This window comes from Actinophytocola sp. (assembly GCF_035634895.1).
Lineage (GTDB): Bacteria > Actinomycetota > Actinomycetes > Mycobacteriales > Pseudonocardiaceae > Actinophytocola.
Window position 1 is genome coordinate 106,858 of the sequence record NZ_DASQCC010000106.1, and the last position, 19,879, is coordinate 126,736.

The window sequence follows — 19,879 nt, forward strand, 5'->3', positions numbered from 1 at the left end:
TCGTGGGGTGAGAAGGGGGTCGGTGAGGCCGATCCCTGCTGGGCGGTTGGTTGCCGGGGCGGCTCCAGGTGGGCTCCAGGTCTGCGTGGAAGTTCCGTTACCACTCGTGGATACGTTCGGTCTACGGGCAGGTAGATGCGAACGGGGTGTTGGGTATGGCGATCACCGGTGCGCAGGGTGGCGGCTGGGGGGTCGCCGGCGAGGTTCCTGACCAGGTTCTGGCGTCCTGTCTCTATGACTCGGCCGGGTGGTTGCGGGGGTGGGAGCGGATTGGGATCGAGCGACGGACCCGACAGGTCTACGTTCACTCCGGGGACCAGGTTCTGCCGCTCTACGAGACCACCGACTCGCCCTTCTGGCATGGGTACGAGCTGCAATGTGGCCTGGTCGGCCGTTTTGGCAACCCGATAGTCTTCGCTGGTTCGCCCTACTCCATGTACGGCAAGCGTGGCGCCATTGCCGGGCCTCTCGTCGAGGGTGCCTACGCCACGGCCATGTCGTGGATTCGGGACGGGTCGGCCGAACTGCTCGTCGTGCCCAACCTGACCAGTGCCGGGGTCGACAGCTGGCTCGATGTCGTCGGGCCGCCGGTCGGGACGGTTCACCTCGAGCGGACCTACAGCATCGACGTCGACGGGTCCTTCCAGGACCACATGTACCGGCTCAGCCCCAAGATCCGGCGGGACGTCGAGCGGCGGCTGCGGCGTGGTGAGGAACGTGGGTTGCGGGTGCGGATGCTTGCCGGGGCCGACGCGCATCACCTTGTGCCGGAGGCTTTTCCGCTGACCGTCGACACCAGCGACAAGAACGAGTGGCCCGCACTGTTCGACGAGGACGCCCTGCACGGGATGCTCGACGTGCCCGGTGCGTTGCTCGTCGCGGCGCAGGTGGGTACGCGGCTCGTGGGGGTGTTCTTCGGTTTCCGGCGCGGTGACGAGGTCACCTTCATGTGTGGCGGGGTCGACTACAGGAGCCTCCACGAGTACAGCACCTACATCCACCTCATGTACCGGTCCACCGAGTGGGCCTACGACAACGGCATGACGCGGATCGAGTGGGGGCGCGACAACTACCGCTTCAAGGAGCGGCACGGGCTCGACGCCACCGAGCTGTGGGCCATGGTCTACTCGCCCGTCGCCCGGCCGGAGCTCGCGACCGCCATCAACGGGATGCACGCCACCCTGCACGCCTACATCGAGGCCGCCTGATGGGGGCCGGGCAGCGGCGTGCGCTTCTCCTCCTCATCGCGGTCATCAGCGTCAATGCGTCCTACACCGTCCTGATTCCCTTCGTTCCCGATCTCGAGGAACGGGTCGGGGCCGGGCCGGTCACCATCGCGCTGATGTTCGCGCTCTTCGCCGCTGCCAAGGCGTTGTGCCAACCCGTCGGCGGTGCCTGGGTGGACCGGTGGCGGCCCCGGGCCGTCGCCTGCGTCGCCCTCAACATCGCCGCCGCCGGGATCGTGATGACCGCCCTCGCCGCCGACTCCGTCACGTTGCTGGCCGGGCGGTTCGTCTGGGGGATCGGGGAAGGGCTCGTCACTCCCGCCCTGTACGCCGGGATGTCCGCGCTCTGCCGGCGCTACGACGTCTCCTCCAGCCGGATGATGGGCAACTTCGGGTCCGCCGCCGTGGCCGGGTTCCTGCTCGGGCCCCTGGTCGCGGGAGTCGCCGCACCCTTCGGGCTGGAGGCCCTGTTCGTCGCCGGGGCCGCGTTGACCTCGTTGACCGCTTTCGGGTTGCTGCGGGCCATTCCGGACATGCCCGCCGAGGCCCACGAGGAGACCGAGCGCGTCACCGGCCGGCAGCGGTGGTGGCGGTGGGTGCTCGTGCTCGGGTTGCTCGACCTCTTCACCCACCTCGTCTACACGTCCCTCGAGCCGGTTCTGCCGCTTTACCTGAGTGGCGCGGCGACCGGGTCCGCTCGCGGCGCGATCTCCGTCGTGTTCGTCGTGGGGCTCGCCACCTCCGCGGTCAGCATGTGGGTGCTGGGACGCGTCGCCGACCGCCTTGCCCTCGTGCCGCTCGTCGGGATCGGGCTTCTGCTGCTCGGTGGCGGGCTTGCCGGGATGGCCGCCAGCGCGGCCGTCCTGCCCGTCGCCGCGGCGTTTCTCGTTGTGATGGTGGGGTATGCGGTCCTGTTCCTCACCGCCCGGCGGGGGATCGTCGAGCTGAGGTCGGCCGCGGCCAGCCAGGGCGCCGCGTTCGGGTTGTTCGGACTCGTGTCCGATGTGGGCAATGTGCTGGGGCCCGTGGTGGGGGTCGTGCTCTACGAACTGACCGGGCGGGTCTCCTTCCTCCTCCTCGGCGCGTTCGCGGGCGTACTGGTCGCCGTGCTGGTCGCCGTGGGCGGGCGGTGGCGGCGGTCCTTCCCCGTCGCCGAGGTGCGGGCGCTACCCACGAAGTCCGGCGGCGAGGATGTTCAGCGCGTCGCGTAGGACCTCGATCGCCTTCGTGTACTCGGCCAGCGAGATGTGCTCGTCGTCGGTGTGGTCCAGTGCCGAGTCGCCGGGGCCGTACACCGCCATCGGGACCTGCCAGCGTGGCTCCACGATGTTCAGGTCCGCCGTGCCCGTCTTCAGCTTGAGCGTCGGGCGGGCGCCCTGCGCCCGGATGCCGGCGCACAGCGCGCGGACCGCGACGCCCCGGTGATCAACCCGGACACCCGGGGTGCGGTCGTCGATGACCAGTTCGCCGTCGCGCGTCACGGTTCGCAGGAACGCCTCGAACGCCGGTAGGTCGAACCCCGGTGGGGTGCGGACCGAGATCACCAGGTGGGCGTCCGCTATGTCACCGGACATCTCGTTCAGTGTCGGGATCGGACGGTCGAACGCCTTCTCGCTGGTCGTCACCGAGGCGCAGTAGTTCAGGACGTCGTGCCAGAACGCGGCCGCGGCCTCGCTCGCCTTCTCCGCCGGGCTCGCGGTGTGGACGGCCGGCCGGGACACGCTGTAGCGCAACATGATTCGGCCCTTGTAGCCGATGCCCACGCCGGACCAGCCGTTCGGCTCGCCCACGAACGCCACCGCCGGACGGAAGCACTCCGCCAGGTGTGTCGCGCCCCGGCCGTAGGTCTCCTCCTCGACCACGCCGGCCACCACGTACTGGATGCCGCTCAGGTCCGCCTCCGCCGCCGCGCAGATCATCGTGGCCAGTGGGCCCTTCGCGTCCACCGTGCCTCGCCCGTGCAGGATGTCGCCCGCCCGGGAAACCGCCGGCCCGCCGGGGACGGTGTCCATGTGCCCGACCAGGAGGATCATGGGCGCGGCGGGGTCGCCCCGGCGGGCTATCGCGTTGCCTGCCTCGTCCAGGTACGTGGTGAAGCCCCAGGTGGCAAGCTCCTCCGTCAGGAAGACCGCCAGCCGCTTCTCGTCGCCCGACACCGACGGGATCTCGACCATCCGCCGCAGCAACGCCTCAGCTCGCTCGGACATCGGGTTTCCCTTCGGTGAAACGGGTGCCGGCGCCCGCGCGCGCGGCCGTGATCGGCGAGTCGGCCCGGCCGTCGGCGAGGACCACGTTGGTCACACCGGCCCGGCGGGCCGCCGCGGCGGCCTGGAGCTTGACCCTCATGCGGCCGTCGGCCACGGACACGTCCAGGTCGGCCGGGACCTCCGGTACCACGCTGGTGGGATCGTCCAGGTCGCGCAGCAGGCCCGGGACGTTCGACAGCACGATCAGCCAGTCGGCCGCCAGTGCGATCGCCAGCGCCGCGGCGAAGCGGTCTGCGTCCACGTTCAGCGGGCCGTCGGGGCCCAGCGCCGGTGGGGAGACCACCGGGACGAAGCCGGCCGCCAGCAGGGCGCGTGGCAGCGTGGTGTCCACTTCGGACACCCGACCGGAAAGGTCGTCGCGGACGATCATCTCCCTGCCGTCCACGGTCGCCCGGGCCGGGCGGTTGCGGGTCGCCTTCACCATGCCGCCGTCCACGCCCGACAGGCCCACCGCACGGTCCCCCAGGGCGGTCACGATCGCCGGCTTGACCCGGCCCAGGATGCCCAGCGTCAACGCGTCCAGTGCCGCGGCGTCGGTGTAACGGCTGCGGCGACCGTCCCGCGCGGTCAGGTAACGCTTCCGGCGGCCCAGTTCCACGGTGACCTGGTCGGCCGCCGCGCCGCCGCCGTGGACGACCACCACCTCGGCGCCCTGTGCCACCAGCGTGCGGAGGTCGTCGCAGGCGTTGGCCATCTCGGTGCCCAGTGAGCCGCCCAGCTTGACGACGTAACGCTCACAGCGGGTGGAGGCCCATGAACTCGAGGCCGGTTGTCTCCGGGTAGCCCGCCGCGATGTTGAGGCACTGGACGGCATTCCCCGCACCTCCCTTGACGAGGTTGTCGATGGCCGAGACCACGATCAGGTGCTCGGTGCCCGGCGTGACCGTCAGGCCTATGTCGCAGAAGTTGGTGCCGGACAATAGTTTGGGCTCGGGCAGGCGATGCAGTGCCGAGCGTTCGCGGACCAGCCGGACGAATGGCTCGCTCCGGTAAGCGTCCCGGTAGACCGCCCAGACGTCGCGTTCGGGCAGCGCGCCGGGCAGGGGCACGTGGCACACGACCTGCACGCCGCGGACGGCCTCGACGGCCGTCACCGACATGTGCACGCCGACCCCGCACGCCTGCTCGATCTCCGCGATGTGCCGGTGTCCGTGCGGTTTCGCCATGCGCAGCGCGCCGCTGCGTTCGGGGTGATGGCTGCCCTCGTCGGGCACACGGCCACCGCCGGACGACCCGGTGCGGGCGTCGACCAGCACCGTGCCGGCCACGAGTCCGGCGGCGGCCAGCGGGTGAAGCGCCAGGATGGCGGCGTTCGCCATGCAGCCCGCCACCGCGATGTGCCTGGCGTCGCGGAGGTTCTCGCGGTTCAGCTCGGGGATGCCCGTGCGGAAACGGGCCAGCCACTCGGGATCCGGGGCGCTGCCGGGGTAGTGGCGCGCGCGGAGCCGGTCGTCGTGCAGGCGGAAGTCCGCGCTCAGGTCGATGACCCGCGGGGCGCGGGTCGCCCAGTGGTCAATCTCCTTCATCGACGCGCCGTGCGGGACGGCGAGGAACACGACGTCGGACTCGCCCACCTCGCCGGCCGGCACGAACGTCTGGTTCACGCCGCGGAAGTTCGGGTGTGCGGTACGCAGTGGGCGGCCGGCGTAGCGGTCCGAGGTGACGTACGCCAGCTCGACCTCCGGATGGCCCCGCAGGAGGCGGACCAGCTCGCCGCCGATGTAGCCGCTGCCGCCGACGACCGTCGCCCTCATGCGGCACGCTCCAGTGTGGACAGTGTGTGGGTGACGATCAGGTCCGCCACGTCCACGTCGGTCGCCGCCGCCAGGCCGTGGAACTCCATGGTGTGGTTGACCTCCGTGACGAGCAGCTCGCCCGTCGAGCGTTCCAGGAGGTCCACCGCGAGCATGCCGCCGCCGACCGCCGCCGACGCGCGCAGCGCCAGGCTCACGAGGTCGTCGGTCAGCGGGCACGATGTCGTCGTCGCGCCGCGTGCGGTGTTCGTGATCCAGTGGTCGGAGCGGCGGTAGACGGCGGCCACCGGCTCGTCGCCCAGGACGATCACGCGGATGTCGCGGTCCGGCTTGTCGATGTACTCCTGGAGGTAGTACACGTTGTGGATAGGGGAGCGGAGCGACTGCTTGTGCTCGATCAGCGTCTCGGCCGCGTCCCGGTCGTTCACCTTGGACAGCAGACGGCCCCACGAGCCCACGGCCGGCTTGACCACGGCCGGGTAGCCGAGCTGCTCGATGGCCTCGACGGCCGCGTCGGGGGTCACCGCGACGACCGTTCTCGGGGTGGGGATGCCGGCCTTCGTCAGCGCCAGTGAGGTCAGGATCTTGTCGCCGCAGGTCTCGACCACGTTGCTGGGGTTGAGGACCTGGTGGCCCGTCGCCTCGAACAGCCTTGTCGCGTAGACACTCCTGGTGTGCGACATGATCCGGTTCAGGACGCCGAGGTAGCGCGGGACCTCCCGGTCGCCCAGGTGGTGGATCAGGGACCGGTCGTCCACCTGGGCATAGGGAATGCCGCGCCGCTCGAGGGCGGCGAAGATCAGCCGCTCCTCGAGACGGGTACGCGTGGTCAGTACGGCGAGGGTCATTCGCCGAAGTCTTCCTCGATGTCCGGTGCCAGGGCGTACTCGACGGGGTCGATGCTGATCACCTCGAGCTCGGCCTGGCAGCCGGGGCAGACCGTGATCGACGCGACGCGGACGTCGCCCGCCGCGGGGACGGCCTCGGTGCAGTCGGGGCAGGTGCTCAGGGCTACGGTCATGACTGATCTCCTTTGTCGGTTACTGCGAGTGCCGCCGACACGACGTGTGCCGGTGACACTCCCGCCGCCGCCAGCTGTTCGGCGTGCGTTCCCGGGCGGTGGCAGAAGGCGTCCGCGATGCCGACCCGCCGCACCCGCGTGGGACGGTGCTCCGCCAGCGCCTCCGCGACCGCGCCACCCAGCCCGCCGAACACCGAGTGGTCCTCGACCGTGACCACGCCGGCGGTCTGCTCGGCCGCCGCGACGAGTGCGGGCACGTCCAGTGGCTTGATCGTGTGCATGTTCAGTACTCGGGCCGAGATGTGCCGCTCGCGCAGCTCGGCCGCCGCGTCCAGGGCGAAGTGGACGGGAAGGGCGCCACTGGCGACGATCGTGACGTCGCTGCCCTCGCGCAGCTCCATCGCCCTGGCGATGGTCGGTGGCCGGTCGCTCACCAGCGGGATCGGGTTGCGGCCCAGGCGGAGGTAGACCGGGCCCGGGTGCTCGACCGCCGCGGCGACCAGGTGGGCCGTCTCGGCGGCGTCCGCGGGGGCCAGGACGGTCATGTTCGGGAGGGTTCGCATGGCCGCCACGTCGTTCGTCGCGTGGTGGGTCGGGCCGTAGTGCGCGGCCGACAGACCCGCGTGCGTGGCGACGATGCGGACCGGCAGGTCGTGGTAGGCGATGTCCAGCTTGACCTGTTCCAGCGCCCGCGCGGACGCGAACGCCGCCATGGTGTTCGCGAACGGCACGATTCCCTGGCTCGCCAGGGCGGCGGCGAACGACATCAGGTTCGCCTCCGCGATGCCGACATCCACGTACTGGCCCGGCAGCTCCGCCTGGAACTCCTTCTCCAGGCCGCCCATGTCCGAGTCCAGGCACCAGATCCGTGGGTCGCTGCGTGCCAGCTCCAGCAGGGTCGCGCGGTACGCGGCCCGGTCGGAGGACAGTAAGCCGCTGGTCATGCCACGGCCCTCAGCGCGCCGAGGGCCCGCTCGTACGCCGCGGCGCCGAGCTTGGCGAAATGACTCTGCTTGCGGTGCTGGAGATGCCGCACACCCTGGCCCTTGACCGTGTCGGCGATCAGCACGGTTGGGCCGGCCGAACGTGTTTCCAGCGCGGGAACCAGCTGGTCGAAGCTGTGTCCGTCCACTTCGGACACACACCAGCCGAAGGCGCGCCACTTGTCGGCCAGCGGCTCCAGGCGCATCCTGTCCTCCGTGGACCCGCTGATCTGCAGCCGGTTCCGGTCGACCACGGCGGTCAGGTTGTCGAGGCGGTAGTGGGCGGCGGCCATCGCGGCCTCCCACACCGTGCCCTCCTGCAGCTCGCCGTCGCCCATCAGGACGAACACGCGGTTCTCGCGCCCGGCACGCAGGGCGGCCAGGGCGAGTCCCGCGCCCAGTGCCAGGCCGTGGCCCAGCGAACCGGTCGCGAACTCGACGCCGGGCACGGCGGGCGTGGGATGTGCCATCAGGCGGCCGTCGATGCGGCCGTACGTGTCCAGCTCGTCGACGGGGAAGAAGCCGCACTCGGCCAGCGTCGCGTACAGGGCGGCCGACGCGTGGCCCTTGCTGAGGATGAAGTGGTCGCGGCCCGGCCAGCGTGGCTCCTCCGGGCGGACCCGCAGCACCTCGCGGTACAGGGCCACGAGGATGTCGGTGGCGGACAACGCGCCACCGACGTGTGTCCCGATCGGACCCGCCCCGATCCGCAACACGTGCTCCCGCACCGCGAGGGCGGTGCGGCGGAGCGGGAGATCGTCGGCGACGGCGGTGGTCATGCCGCGTCCGCGTTCTGGTAGCGCGGCACGGCCTGCCACGGGGCCTGGTAACGCATCGCGCGGGCGTAACGGGCGACGTGCTCCAGGTTGTCCCACACCCGCTCGAACGCGGTCGCGTACTCGTCCAGCGCCGGGCCGGCGTCCGGGTTGAGGTGCATGCGGCGCAGGCACAGGGAGTCCTCGATGATCTGGCACGTCACGGGGTAGTCGGCGAGGTCGTAGCGCTGCGGGTTCGTGCCGGGCAGCGACCACGGCAGCCCGTTGCCGTACGCGTTCTGGTCCTGGAACACGGGTTGGCCGGGCAGCGGGATGATCTGGTAGTGCGTGAGCGGCACGCCCTCGGCGAGCAGCGCGCGGCGCAGCGCGGCGCGGAACCGGCCGGGCGTCACGTCCGACAGGCCGACCGCTCGCGGGTCGAACCGGAAGCGCAGCATGTGCCACATGTGGGTGCGGTCGTCGGGGACCGAGGGCGCGATGATGCCCGGCAGCTCGGCCAGGCGGTCGACGAAGACCGGGGTGTTGACGTCCCGCTTCTGTTGGTATTCCCAGAAACGCGCGAGCTGTGCGCGGGTGAACGCGGCCAGCACGGAGCTCAGCTTGAGGTTCGAGCCGCGGGTCGCCGAGACGTACAGACGCTCCTCCGTGGACAGATCCTCGCCGAGGATGCGCAGGCTCCGGATGCGCTCGACGACGTCCTCGCGGTCGGTGACCACCAGTCCGCCCTCGCCGCAGGTGGGGATGCTCTTCTCCACGTTGAGGCTGAACACGCCCGCGTCGCCGATCGACCCGCACGTGCGGCCGCGGTAGGTGCCGCCCTGCGCCTGCACGGCGTCCTCGACCACCAGCAGGTCGTACTTCTTCGCCAGGGCAAGGATCTCGTCCATGTCGGCGGGCAGGCCGCCGAGGTGCACCGGCACGATCGCCCGCGTGCGGTTGGTGATCTTGGCCTCGATCTTGGACACGTCGATGTTGAACGTCACCGGGTCGATGTCCACGAAGACCGGTACCGCGAGGGAGTACAGCGGCGCCATCGCGGTCGCCACGTAGCTGAGCGCCGGGACGATCACCTCGTCGCCCGGCTGGATGCCGAGCGCGGCGAGCGCCAGCTCCAGCGCGACGGTGCCGCTGTTCACCGACACCGCGTACCGCGTGCCGCAGAACTCGGCCCATTCCGCCTCGAGGCCGTGGATCTCGGCCTCGTTCTTCGCCCCGACGGTGAACTTGCGACTGTCCAGTACGCGCCCCACCGCCGCCCGGTCGGCATCCGTGACCACGGGCCATTCCAGCCGCCGGTATTCGGGCCGGACGGTGGGCGTGCCACCGAACATCGCGAGATCTGCCTTCATGACTGCAGCGCCGCCTTCCTCACACCCGTCTCGTGTGTTTTTCACGCTAGGGTCGTGAACTTGCGACCTGCTTCTCCCGTACTTTCCCCCCACTCGCACCGCCACACCAACACGGTTCCCGATCACTTTCACCGCGAGTCCCGCGCCCAAACACCGCGAGTCCCGCGTTCAAACACCGCGAGTCCCGCGTTCGCCCACACCGAGTTGCGGTTTCGTGCAGGCCCGGCATGCACGTCCGGGTCTCGTGTGCACGAAACCGCAACTCACCATGGTTGAACGCGGGACTCGCTAGGTGTGAACGCGGGACTCGCGGGGTTAGGGGACTACCACGAAGCCGGTGTACTCGGCGGCGCCGAGGTCGGTTGCGTTGGTGACGCCGGTGACCTGTACGGGTACGAGTGCTGTCCAGCCTGCGTCGGGGTTGCCCAGCGAGGAGTAGCCGTTGAAGCCCCAGGCGGCTACGGAGCCGTCGGCATGGAGGGCATAGGCGCCGTACTGGAAGCTCGCGACCTTGGTCGCGTCGGTGATGCCGGAGACCTGGACGGGCGTGCGTGACGCGCACGGGAAGGCGACCGTCTCGCAGTCCTGGCCGCCGCCCAGTGCGCCGTCCGAGCCCGCGCCCCACGCCCAGACGGTGCCGTCGGCCCTGACCGCGTAGCCGTTGTAGCGGCCGCCCGCGATCGCGACGGCGTCGGTGAGGCCGCTGACCTGGACCGGCGTCGTCGACTGCGCCGCCGTCGAGCCGTTGCCCAGCTGGCCCTCGGTGTTGTTGCCCCAGGCCCAGACCGTGCCGTCGGCGCGGTGGACGTAGGCGCCGTTGCCCCCGCCCGCGACCTCCTTGGCGCCGGCGAGGTTGCGCACCTGGACGGGCACCGACGACTGGACGTCCGACGAGCCGGTGCCGAGCGCGCCCGAGGCGTTCGAGCCCCACGCCCAGACCGTGCCGTCGTCGCGGACGGCGTACCCGTTGGCGCCGGTGGCGGCGATCGAGACCACGCCGGTCAGGGTGCCGACCCTGACCGGTGCGCCAGCGTCGTTGACCGCCCCGTTGCCGAGCTGGCCGCCGCTGCCGGCGCCCCAGGCCCAGACGGTGCCGTCGTCACGCAGTGCGTAGGCGGTGTTCCCGCCCGCCGCGATGGCGGTGACGCCGGTCAGCCCCACGACCGGCACCGGCAACGGCGAACCGCCGCCGGTCTGGTTGCTGGTCCAGCCGTTGCCGAGCTGGCCGAAGTCGTTGTTGCCCCACGACCGGACGGTGCCGTCCTTGAGCAGGGCGTAGCCGTTGCGGTAGCCGCCACCCTCGACCGCCTGCGCACCGGACAGCCCGGTGACGTACCACCGGACGACCCGGCTGAACTGGGCCTCGGAGGTGCCCAGCTTGCGGCTGAAGTTGTCGCCCCAGGCATAGACGCAGTCGGCGCGGCACTGGTCCTCGACGGCGGCGAACACGCCGGCCAGGTCGGCGATCAGGTGCGTGCTGCCGGCCAGGTTGTAGAAGTCGACGCCGAGCGAGCGGACGAACGGCACCACGGCGGCGTTGGACACGATCTGGTTGGCGGACGCGTTGAGGGTCGAGCCGAAGGCCGGCCGGTCCTCCCACTGCGGCCAGGCCGCGACGAAGGTCGAACCGGCCAGATCGACGGCGGTGACGTTGAGGACCGCGCCGGTGGCGGTCACGGGGACGCCGCTGCCGGTGAGGTCGACCGAGCGGACCTCGTCGGCCTCGAGCGGGAGCGTGCCGTCGGTCCCGGTGCCGTTGCGCGTGTCGAGCACCCGGGTCGGGTTCTGCGGGAGGAAGACCGAGCCGTAGTCCGGGGTGTAGAAGCCGGTCACGTCCACGATGAGGTGGACGTTACCGGTGTTGTTGTACAGGTTGACCTTGCCGTCGGCGCCGACGGCGACGGTCACCAGGTTCGCGCGGGTGTCACCGGAGGGCAGGTTCAGGCTCGACGCGGACGGGCGGGCGGTGCCGCTCGGGAACGCCGTCACGACGGTGGCGGTGGACGCGGCGGTGCCCGTCAGGTTGAAGGTGACCGCGGTCGCCGACGCGGGGATCCGCGAGCCCAGGTCGACCGTCCGGACACCGCCGGGGCCGACCGGACTGTTGGTGTCGCGGGTGTCGAGCACCCGGTTCGGGCTCAGCGCGGTGAACTTGGCGGCGGCGGTCGTGCCGTAGTACCCGGCGAGGTCGGCGACGACGTGGGTGTTGCCGGTGTTGTTGTACAGGCTGACCGAGCGGTTCGCGCCGAGCGTGACGGTCACCTGGATGGCGCGGATGTCACCCGGCGGCAGGTTGAGGTTCGAGGTCGTGGGCCGGGCGATGCCGGCCGGGTAGATCGTCACGAAGGTGCTGGCCGTCGGCGTCACCCCGGTCACGTTGAGGACCACGGCGGTGGCGGTGTCCGGCACCCTGGCCGACAGGTCGAGCGTGACCGTGCCGCCCGGTCCGATGGGGTTTCGCGTGCCGGCGCCGGTGCCGTCCCGGGTGTCGAGCACCCGAGTCGGCGACATGGCGGTGTAGGTCGACGGCACCGGGTCGGCGGCCGGCTGCGCCCCGACCGGCGGACCCACCAGGAGCCCCACGGTAAGCAGTGCGGTAATGACAGCAGGTAACGCGCGACGCATGAAAGAGTTCCCCCAAGGGTGACGGCCCCGACCCGGCCAAGACCCTAGCGGAGTGTCAACTGTGGAGGTACCACCTTTCGCTGATTGTTACCGGCAGGTGTCGGACGGTTCCCACTCCGCGGGCCCGGATGACGAGCACGTGCTCACGCGTGTCGGCCTTCCTGTCCGTCCTGGTGGTTGCCCGCGTCCCGGTGCAGCCGGCCCAGGCGGGTGCCGTTCTCGATCGCGGTGAACAGGTCACGCGACCGCTCCGGCGACCGTTCGCGCCGGGGTCCCTGCTGCTGCGCCGCCTGCTGTTGGGAGTTCACGAGCTGGGGCGCGAGATGAGTCTGCCTACGTCGCCGCGGGAGCGTTGGCCGGCCCGGGGTCGGCTGGACCGTCGGTTCACCGACGGAGCTTTCCTGCGGTGGTGCACGGTGAGCGGCTCTCGTCTCAGGGAAGGCCGGCTGCGCTGCTTCAGCGGGTTCCATGGTCGGCCATGGTACGGCCGGCAGCACGCGACTTGTCGTTACGACGCTCGGTAGGAGACATGATTTCCCCGGCACAGCCGCGTTCGCCATCTGTCCACTGTGGACATTGGACTGCCGGCCACCGGGGCGGTCGCGTTGTGCCTGGCACGGCCGGTCCGGCGGCCGGGAAACGGTTCTCCCATGCACTACCTTTGGCCACATGAGCACTGGGGAGCCCGACTGGAGCCGGTGGCGCCGGCCGCCGCCGACGGCCGGCGAGCGGCGGTGGGACGTCTGGATCGCGCTCGCGGTGCTCGTCGGTGCCGTGGTGATGCTCGTGCTCATCAACAGCGTGGGCGCGTTCGCGTTCGGGGACGCGCCGGCGCTCCCCGAGCAGCTTGCCTGGGGTGTCGCCCTGGCCGTGCCGCTCGCCGTGCGGCGGCGGTACCCGCTCGTCGTGGTGATCATCATCAGTGTGGTGTTCATCGGCGCGCAGTTGCGGCACATCGGCGACAACAACACGCCGTCGGTCGCGTTGTTCATCGCGGTCTTCACCGTCGGCGCGTGGGAGCGGAACCGGGTCGTCGCCCGGTGGTCGCGGGTCGGTGTGATCATCTTCATGTCCGGCTGGCTGCTGGCGTCGTTCGTCGGCGCACTGACCAACCCGAGGCCGGAGTTCCCCGCCGCCGCGGGACCGCTCGACCCGTTGCTCGCGAACCTGCTGCTCAACCTCGTCGTCAACGTCGTGTACTTCGGGACCGCCTGGGGGTTCGGCAACATGGCCTGGCTCTCCGCGCGCCGGCAGGCGGAGATCGAGTACCGCGCCGAACAGCTGCGGCTCTCCCAGGAACAGAACATGCTGGGCGCCGTCGTCGCCGAGCGGCTGCGGATCGCGCGGGACCTGCACGACGTCGTCGCGCACCACGTGTCGGTCATGGGTGTCCAGGCCGGCGCGGCACGCCGCGCGCTCGACAAGGACGCGGACCTCGCCCGCGAGGCGCTCCAGACCGTCGAGCGGACCGCCCGCAACGCCATCGGCGAGCTACGTGGCCTCCTCGGTGTCCTGCGTGCGGAAGACGCGGAGCAACCCGAGGGTCACGAGGTCTCGCCGGGGCTGGACCAGCTGGACGACCTGGTGTCGCGTGCCCGCGCCACCGGCCTCGACGTGCGGCACGGTGTCTACGGTGAGCCGCGGCCGGTGCCGGAAGGCGTCGCGCTGTCGGCGTACCGGGTCGTGCAGGAGGCGTTGACCAACGTGGTCAGGCACGCCGGCGCGCGCAGCGCCGAGGTTCGCGTGCGGTACCTCGACAACGCGCTCGAGGTCGAGATCACCGACGACGGCCGCGGACACGGCCAGACGAGGACGGGCGGGTTCGGGTTGGTGGGCATGCGGGAGCGGATCGCCGTGCACGGCGGCGAACTGGAGGCCGGGCCGCGGCGGGATGCTGGTTACCGCGTCAGGGCGAGCCTGCCCGTGACCCGAGGCGGTGGTGCGTGATGCTCCGGGTACTGCTCGCGGACGACCAGGACCTCGTCCGCGCGGGCTTCCGCGTCATCCTGGGGATGGAGAACGACATCGAGGTCGTCGGCGAGGCGGGAGACGGGCTCACGGCGGTCGAGCTGTCGCAGCGGCTGCGGCCGGACGTGGTGCTCATGGACGTCCAGATGCCCGGGATCGACGGCCTGGAGGCGACCCGCCGCGTGCTCGGCTCGGGAAACACCAGAGTCGTCATCCTCACCACGTTCGACCGCGAGGACTACCTGTTCGAGGCGTTGCGGGCCGGTGCGAGCGGGTTCCTGCTCAAGAACGCGTCGCCGGAGGACCTCGTCGAGGCGGTGCGGATCGTGGCGCGTGGCGACGCGTTGCTGTCCCCGGAGGTCACCCGCCGGGTGATCGCCCGGTTCTCCGCGCAGGCGCCGCCCCCGCCGGTGCACCGGCCGCCGGAGCTGACCGACCGCGAGTTCGAGGTGCTGGTGAAGCTGGCCCGCGGCGCGAGCAACGCGGAGATCGCCAGGGAGCTGTACCTGGGGGAGACGACGGTAAAGACGCACGTGTCCCGGGTGCTGACCAAGCTGGGTCTTCGCGACCGCACCCACGCCGTGGTCTTCGCCTACGAGAAGGGGATCGTCGCGCCGGGCGTGGGTCGCGAGGAGGACTAGCGGGTGGGCCGCGCGCCGGACGCGCGGCGGCCGGTGGTTCCCTAGCGTCTCCGGCATGTTGAAGGTCTCCACGATAAGCCGGAGCTTCGGTGACCGCCGGGTCGTCGACGGGGTGTCGTTCGACGTGCGGCCGGGGCGGATGACCGGGTTCCTCGGCGCGAACGGCTCCGGCAAGACGACCACGATGCGGATCATCCTCGGTGTGCTCGAGCCGCACGGCGGCTCGGTGACGTGGCGGGGCGCGCCGGTGACCCAGTCCGTGCGGCAGCGGTTCGGGTACATGCCGGAGGAACGTGGCCTGTACCCGAAGATGAAGGTGGCCGAGCAGGTCACGTGGCTCGGGCAGCTGCACGGACTGAGCCACGAGAAGGCGTCGGCGAACACCGCGCTTCTGCTGGCGCAGCTGGAGTTGGACGATCGCGCCGGGGACCGGCTCGAGGCGTTGTCGCTCGGGAACCAGCAGCGGGTGCAGGTGGCGGCGGCGCTCGTGCACGACCCGGATCTACTGATCCTGGACGAGCCCTTCTCCGGGCTCGACCCGCTGGCGATCGACACCGTGCTCGGGGTGCTGCGGGAGCGGGCCACGGCAGGGGTGCCGGTGCTGTTCTCCAGTCACCAGCTCGCGGTGGTCGAGCGCCTGTGCGACGACCTGGTGATCATCTCCGAGGGCGTGATCAAGGCGAGCGGTGGACGCGAGGAGCTACGCGCACAGCACGGCTCGGCGAGGTTCGAACTGGTCGTGGACAGCGATGCCGGCTGGCTGCGGGACCACCCGGGGGTGCGGGTCGTCGACCTGGACGGGCCGCGGGCGGTGTTCGACCTGGTGAACGGGGGGCGAGCGGACCAGCAGGTGCTGGCCGCGGCACTGGACCGGGGTGGGGTCAGGAGATTCGGCCCACTGCTGCCGACACTCGACGAGATCTTCAAGGAGGTCGTCTGATGGCCACGTCGTTCACCACCTCGGCCAGGTTGGTGGCCGAGCGGGAGGTGCGGAGCTTCGTCCGGATGAAGGGGACCTGGGTCGGGCTCGCCGTCATCCTCGTCGTGCTGTTCGCGTCCGCCGTCCTGCCCAGGGTGCTCTCCGACGACCCGGACGAGGTCGCCGCCGTCGGGGCCGCGGCGAGCCGGGTGCTCGACGGCACCGGGCTCGACGTCCGCGAGGTCGGCTCCGTCGCCGCCGCCGAGCGGCTGGTCCGGGACGACAAGGTCGAGGCCGCCGTCGTGCCCGGCGACCCGCCCAGCGGGGTGCGGGTCATCGCCCTCGACGACCCGCCAACCGACATCGTCGCCGCGCTCGCCACCGCGCCGCCGGTCGACCTGCTCGAGAGGTCCTCGGTCACCAGCAACGAGCGCCAGCTGGTCATCCAGGTCTTCGCCTTCATGTTCCTGCTCTTCGCCGCGGGTGGCGCGGCCATCGCCCAGAGCACGGTCATCGAGAAACAGACCAGGATCGTCGAGATCCTCGTCTCCACCATCCCCATCCGCGCGCTGCTGACCGGCAAGATCGTCGGCCACGCCGTGCTGACGCTCGCCCAGGTGGCCGTGATCGCCGTCGCCGCGCCGATCGCGCTCACCGTCGGCGGCCACCGGGACCTGCTGTCCGTCGTCGCGCCCGCGCTCGGGTGGTTCGTGCCCTTCATGTGTCTCGGGTTCGTGCTGCTCGCCTCGATCTGGGCGGTCGCCGGCTCGCTGGTCAGCCGCCAGGAGGATCTCGGCTCCAGCACGGGGCTGGTGATGCTGCTGATCCTCGGTCCGTACTTCGCGGTCGTGTTCTTCGCCGAGGACCCGACCGCGATGAGCGTCCTGTCCTACGTGCCCTTCTCGGCGGCGGTCGCGATGCCGGTGCGGTTGTTCGCCGGCGAGGCGCACCTCTGGGAACCGTTGGTGGCGCTGGGTTTGCTGGGCGGCACCCTCGTGCTGATCGTGCTGCTGGCGAGCCGGCTGTACGCCGGCTCGCTCATGCAGACGGGCGCAAGGGTGAAGCTCAGGAACGCGTGGGCACGCCAGTCCGCCTCCCCGAGCGCACAGGTGCGGACCTAACCACAGGCGGTGATGCGGTAGAGGCTGGTCGGCCCGGCGCGGTCGACCAGCTCGAACCCCCGCGCGTCGGCGACCTTCGAGATCCCCTGGAACGGCGTCGTCCTGGCGATCGCCGGGTCGTCCTTGCCCTGCAACACATACTCGATCCGGTACCGCCTGACCGCCTCGCACACCCGCGAGTCCCACGACGCCTTGTACAGGTTCTGGCCGAGGTACACCTCGTCCGGACTCTTCGAGGACAGGAAGTGCGGGTACAGCACGCGCCGGTCCTCCAGTGCCCACAGCATCACGCTTCCGTCGAAGGGGTTGCCGATCACCACCGAGCTCTCCGGGATCCGGTCGGCGACGCGGTCGTAGAACGCCCGCATCCGGTCGCTCACGAGCTTCTGGTTCTCGGGCTGCTGGTAGGTCACCGCGACCCGCGACTCCCGGTCGGCCGGGTACAGACCGGCGGTCACCACGACCAGCAACACGGTCAACCCGACCGCCAGCACCGGCACGGTCGCCCGCTCGGTCCGCACGAGCGCCTTCAGCCTGGTCGTGAGGAACACCACGCCCGCGACGGCGAGGGGCACGGCGGTGATCGGCAGCATCGCGGCGAGGCGGTGCGAGTCGTTGTACCAGAAGCCGATCAGCAGCCGGGTGTCCGGCCGGACGAGCGAGGCCGAGACCACGTACAGGAACCCGGACACCAGGTGCGCGGCCAGCACCCACCGCATCGCGGGGAACCGGCGGGCCGTGAACGCGCCGACGATCATCACGGCGGACAGCAACCACAACGCCTCGTGCTGGTTGGTGGCGTTGAACAACACCTCGCCGACCGCGTTCGCCGGCGTCTCGAACGACTTCCAGGAGGCCCAGTTCCTGGCAGGCGCGAGCGCGGACGAGGTGATCGTGCCCAGCCAGCCGCCGACGAGCGCCACGACGAACACGACGTACTCGACGATCGCGCGGCGGGTGCGGCCCTCGCGGTGCAACCGCCTGGCGCGCAGGAAGAGCGCGGCGCCCGCCGGGAAGATCGACAGCGCGGCCAGCGAGAACAGCACGTTCGGATGCGCGAAGCCGGCCGCGACGACCGCGATCGCCAGCAGGAGCCACGCCCGGCCGCGGCCGACCATGTCGTCCCTGACCCAGCCGGTGACCGTCAGGACCAGCGCGAACAGCGCGGGCGCGAGCGCCATCCCGAGCAGGTTCGGCCAGAGCACGCCCCAGCCGAAGAAGTCCCACGGAAACCCGGGAAACGCGATCGAGAGCACCCCGGTGACCACCAGCGCGGCGGTGTTGCGGCCGAACAGCTGCCGCACCAGCAGCAGGCACGAGGCAGGCCACAGGAGAACGGTGATGACCGTGCAGAACACGTTCGCGGCGACCGGCACCGACGCGCCGGTGGACATCATGACCAGCGACGTGAAGTCGTGCCAGGCCGCCGGGTAGAAGGCCGGCGTGACCTCCGGGTCACCCAGTGCCGAGATGGTCAGCGACGACGCGTCGTGCGAGTCCCGGATGTAGGCGAGCGCGTTGTAGTGGAACGGCGTGTCGAACACCTGCGAGAGGGTGTCCGGCGAGCCGACGGCGTGCACCACGCTCACCGCGGCCAGCACGGCCGCGGGCACGAACCCGGCCGCCGCGATCAGGGAAAGCCGGCGCGGATCGGCTGTCCCGGCGAGAAGACCCGTGCGTCTGAGCAGAAACCTCAGTAGTCCGGCGAGCCCGACGACGGCGAGCGCGGCGACCAGCACCAGCGGCACCGACCAGTCGAGCCCGGCCATCCCGGCCACCACGGCGGTGGACGCCACCACGGCGATGCTGACCACCGGCGCCATCGCGAACGCCGCGATCCCCCGCAACCCCAACAGATAGGCCACCGGCAACCCCGGCGCCCACAGCCACCCGACCGCGATGAGCGCGACAGGAAGTACCTCGAACCAAGACATGACAATCCCCCAGGAGACGGTTTTGTACGTGCGAGCGACCCGCTCCCCGGGCTCGCTCCACACGTACTAAGGAATCGTGAGGACCCCCATTGGTTGCCTGGGGCGTCAGGGTTCACCCGATGGAGTGGGCGGATGGCAGTGCCCGAGGTGTTGTCGCGCACGAACCCGGCCTGCTTGGATCGCTGTCGTGACGAGCTTCGGGATCGTGGGTACGGGCTGGCGTGCGGAGTACTTCTGGCGGCTGGGCGCCGCGCTGGATCTCGACTGCGTCGGCGTGGTGTCGCGGCGGGCTCAGGACCTGCCGGTGCCCGTCCACCTGTCACTCGACGCGTGCCTCGCCTCGAAACCCGACTTCGTGGTCACGGCCGTGCCGTGGGCCGTGACGCCGCCCCTGATCGTCGAACTGGTCGAGCGGGGGGTGCGGGTGCTCGCCGAGACGCCGCCCGCGCCCGACCTCGACGGCCTGCGCCGGCTGTGGCGGGCGGTCGGCGCGAGCGGGCTGGTCCAGGTCGCCGAGCAGTACACGCGCATGCCGCCCCACGCCGCGCGGCTCGCGCTCGTCCGGTCCGGCGCGATCGGCACGGTCACCCGCGTGGACGTCTCCTCGACCCACCAGTACCACGCCGTGTCGCTGATCCGGACGTTCCTCGGTACCGGCCGCGGTCCGGTCGAGGTACACGCCACCCGCACCACCGCGCCGCTGGCCGACCCGATCGGCCGGACGGGCTGGGCGGACCCGGTCGAGGTCAAGCCGGCCACGACAACCATCGCGACGCTGGCGTTCGAGGACGGCTTCGGGCTCTACGACTTCACCGACAACCAGTGGCACAACCAACTGCTCAACCGGCGCCTGCTGGTGCGCGGCACGACCGGTGAGCTGCGGGACCTGGAGGCCGTCCGGCTGGTGGCGGACCGCACCATCGTGCGCACGCCGATCGAGCGCCGGCAGACCGGCTACGACCTGGACCTCGACGGTTTCGACACCGACCACATCACCTTCGGCGACCAGGTCCTGTACCGGAACCCGTACCAGGGCCAGCGGTGGAACGACGAGGAGATCGCGATCGCGACGCTGCTCGAGGACACCGCGGCCTGGGTCGCCGGCGGCCCCGAGCCGTACCCGCTGGCCGACGGCATCCACGACCACCGCGTCGCGTTGGCCGTCGACGAGTCCGCGGCCCGGGACGCGACAGTCCGCGTCGGGGAGGAGCCCTGGCGCTGAGCTGTGACGATCCCGTATCGAATGTCACTTCTCGTGCTGGTCGCGCGCGCCGTTCCCGCGCGGTTCGCGACGT

At 71.0% G+C, this 19,879-nt stretch carries 18 protein-coding genes; 7 read left to right on the forward strand and 11 right to left on the reverse strand.

The genetic code is table 11. From position 1 onward, the window contains the following. The first annotated feature begins 155 nt into the window (after window positions 1-155). Both VET29_RS15305 and VET29_RS15310 read left to right on the forward strand, forming a co-directional pair. Window positions 156-1,208: a GNAT family N-acetyltransferase gene (locus VET29_RS15305; RefSeq protein ID WP_324920473.1), complete on the forward strand. Its 1,053-nt coding sequence runs from the start codon at window positions 156-158 to the stop codon at window positions 1,206-1,208. After that, window positions 1,208-2,437, forward strand: coding sequence for an MFS transporter (locus VET29_RS15310; RefSeq protein WP_324920475.1), 1,230 nt, complete (start codon window positions 1,208-1,210; stop codon window positions 2,435-2,437). The genes VET29_RS15305 and VET29_RS15310 overlap by 1 nt, the downstream gene beginning before the upstream one ends. Here VET29_RS15310 and VET29_RS15315 read toward each other — a convergent pair. From VET29_RS15315 to VET29_RS15360, 10 genes are all read right to left on the reverse strand, one after another. Then, a complete protein-coding gene (locus VET29_RS15315) occupies window positions 2,393-3,433 on the reverse strand; it encodes a M20/M25/M40 family metallo-hydrolase (RefSeq protein WP_324920478.1) in 1,041 nt (346 codons plus the stop codon). The two genes, VET29_RS15310 and VET29_RS15315, sit on opposite strands and share 45 nt — an antisense overlap. Next, the gene (locus VET29_RS15320) at window positions 3,417-4,307 is read right to left on the reverse strand and encodes a [LysW]-aminoadipate kinase (protein ID WP_324920480.1); all 891 of its coding nucleotides are present in this window, start codon (window positions 4,305-4,307) and stop codon (window positions 3,417-3,419) included. The genes VET29_RS15315 and VET29_RS15320 overlap by 17 nt, the downstream gene beginning before the upstream one ends. Further along, window positions 4,228-5,247: an N-acetyl-gamma-glutamyl-phosphate reductase gene (gene argC, locus VET29_RS15325; RefSeq protein ID WP_324920483.1), complete on the reverse strand. Its 1,020-nt coding sequence runs from the start codon at window positions 5,245-5,247 to the stop codon at window positions 4,228-4,230. The genes VET29_RS15320 and argC overlap by 80 nt, the downstream gene beginning before the upstream one ends. Beyond that, window positions 5,244-6,095 (reverse strand): lysine biosynthesis protein LysX, encoded by an 852-nt coding sequence (gene lysX, locus VET29_RS15330; protein WP_324920485.1) that lies wholly within the window; start codon window positions 6,093-6,095, stop codon window positions 5,244-5,246. Before lysX ends, argC begins: the two co-directional genes overlap by 4 nt. Then, window positions 6,092-6,268 carry a lysine biosynthesis protein LysW gene (locus VET29_RS15335; protein ID WP_324920487.1) on the reverse strand — a complete coding sequence of 59 codons (177 nt, stop codon included), beginning with the start codon at window positions 6,266-6,268 and terminating at the stop codon, window positions 6,092-6,094. Before VET29_RS15335 ends, lysX begins: the two co-directional genes overlap by 4 nt. After that, a complete protein-coding gene (locus VET29_RS15340; protein ID WP_324920490.1) occupies window positions 6,265-7,212 on the reverse strand; it encodes a transketolase family protein in 948 nt (315 codons plus the stop codon). The genes VET29_RS15335 and VET29_RS15340 overlap by 4 nt, the downstream gene beginning before the upstream one ends. Next, window positions 7,209-8,030: a transketolase gene (locus tag VET29_RS15345; protein WP_324920492.1), complete on the reverse strand. Its 822-nt coding sequence runs from the start codon at window positions 8,028-8,030 to the stop codon at window positions 7,209-7,211. The genes VET29_RS15340 and VET29_RS15345 overlap by 4 nt, the downstream gene beginning before the upstream one ends. After that, the gene (locus tag VET29_RS15350; protein WP_324920495.1) at window positions 8,027-9,376 is read right to left on the reverse strand and encodes a DegT/DnrJ/EryC1/StrS family aminotransferase; all 1,350 of its coding nucleotides are present in this window, start codon (window positions 9,374-9,376) and stop codon (window positions 8,027-8,029) included. The genes VET29_RS15345 and VET29_RS15350 overlap by 4 nt, the downstream gene beginning before the upstream one ends. Window positions 9,377-9,691: 315 nt before the next feature. Continuing rightward, window positions 9,692-11,959, reverse strand: a complete 2,268-nt coding sequence (locus VET29_RS15355; protein WP_324920498.1) for a hypothetical protein — start codon at window positions 11,957-11,959, stop codon at window positions 9,692-9,694. A gap of 185 nt (window positions 11,960-12,144) precedes the next feature. Next, window positions 12,145-12,309 carry a hypothetical protein gene (locus tag VET29_RS15360; protein ID WP_324920500.1) on the reverse strand — a complete coding sequence of 55 codons (165 nt, stop codon included), beginning with the start codon at window positions 12,307-12,309 and terminating at the stop codon, window positions 12,145-12,147. Between the two features lie 361 nt (window positions 12,310-12,670). On the opposite strand from VET29_RS15360, the gene VET29_RS15365 reads away from it, so the two are divergent. The 4 genes from VET29_RS15365 to VET29_RS15380 are packed head-to-tail and all read left to right on the forward strand — an operon-like array spanning window position 12,671 to window position 16,650. Next, window positions 12,671-13,948 carry a sensor histidine kinase gene (locus VET29_RS15365; RefSeq protein ID WP_324920502.1) on the forward strand — a complete coding sequence of 426 codons (1,278 nt, stop codon included), beginning with the start codon at window positions 12,671-12,673 and terminating at the stop codon, window positions 13,946-13,948. Next, entirely contained in the window at window positions 13,948-14,610 is a 663-nt protein-coding gene (locus VET29_RS15370; RefSeq protein WP_324920538.1) for a response regulator transcription factor, read from the forward strand. The genes VET29_RS15365 and VET29_RS15370 overlap by 1 nt, the downstream gene beginning before the upstream one ends. A 55-nt stretch (window positions 14,611-14,665) precedes the next feature. Then, window positions 14,666-15,550: an ABC transporter ATP-binding protein gene (locus tag VET29_RS15375; protein ID WP_324920504.1), complete on the forward strand. Its 885-nt coding sequence runs from the start codon at window positions 14,666-14,668 to the stop codon at window positions 15,548-15,550. Next, the gene (locus VET29_RS15380) at window positions 15,550-16,650 is read left to right on the forward strand and encodes an ABC transporter permease (protein ID WP_324920506.1); all 1,101 of its coding nucleotides are present in this window, start codon (window positions 15,550-15,552) and stop codon (window positions 16,648-16,650) included. Before VET29_RS15375 ends, VET29_RS15380 begins: the two co-directional genes overlap by 1 nt. On the opposite strand, the gene VET29_RS15385 is transcribed toward VET29_RS15380, so the two are convergent. Further along, the gene (locus tag VET29_RS15385) at window positions 16,647-18,584 is read right to left on the reverse strand and encodes a DUF6541 family protein (protein ID WP_324920508.1); all 1,938 of its coding nucleotides are present in this window, start codon (window positions 18,582-18,584) and stop codon (window positions 16,647-16,649) included. The two genes, VET29_RS15380 and VET29_RS15385, sit on opposite strands and share 4 nt — an antisense overlap. Window positions 18,585-18,771: 187 nt before the next feature. Here VET29_RS15385 and VET29_RS15390 point away from each other — a divergent pair, with 187 nt between their 5' ends. Then, on the forward strand, window positions 18,772-19,806 hold the full coding sequence (locus VET29_RS15390; protein WP_324920510.1) for a Gfo/Idh/MocA family protein: 1,035 nt from the start codon (window positions 18,772-18,774) through the stop codon (window positions 19,804-19,806). Window positions 19,807-19,879 lie beyond the last annotated feature (73 nt).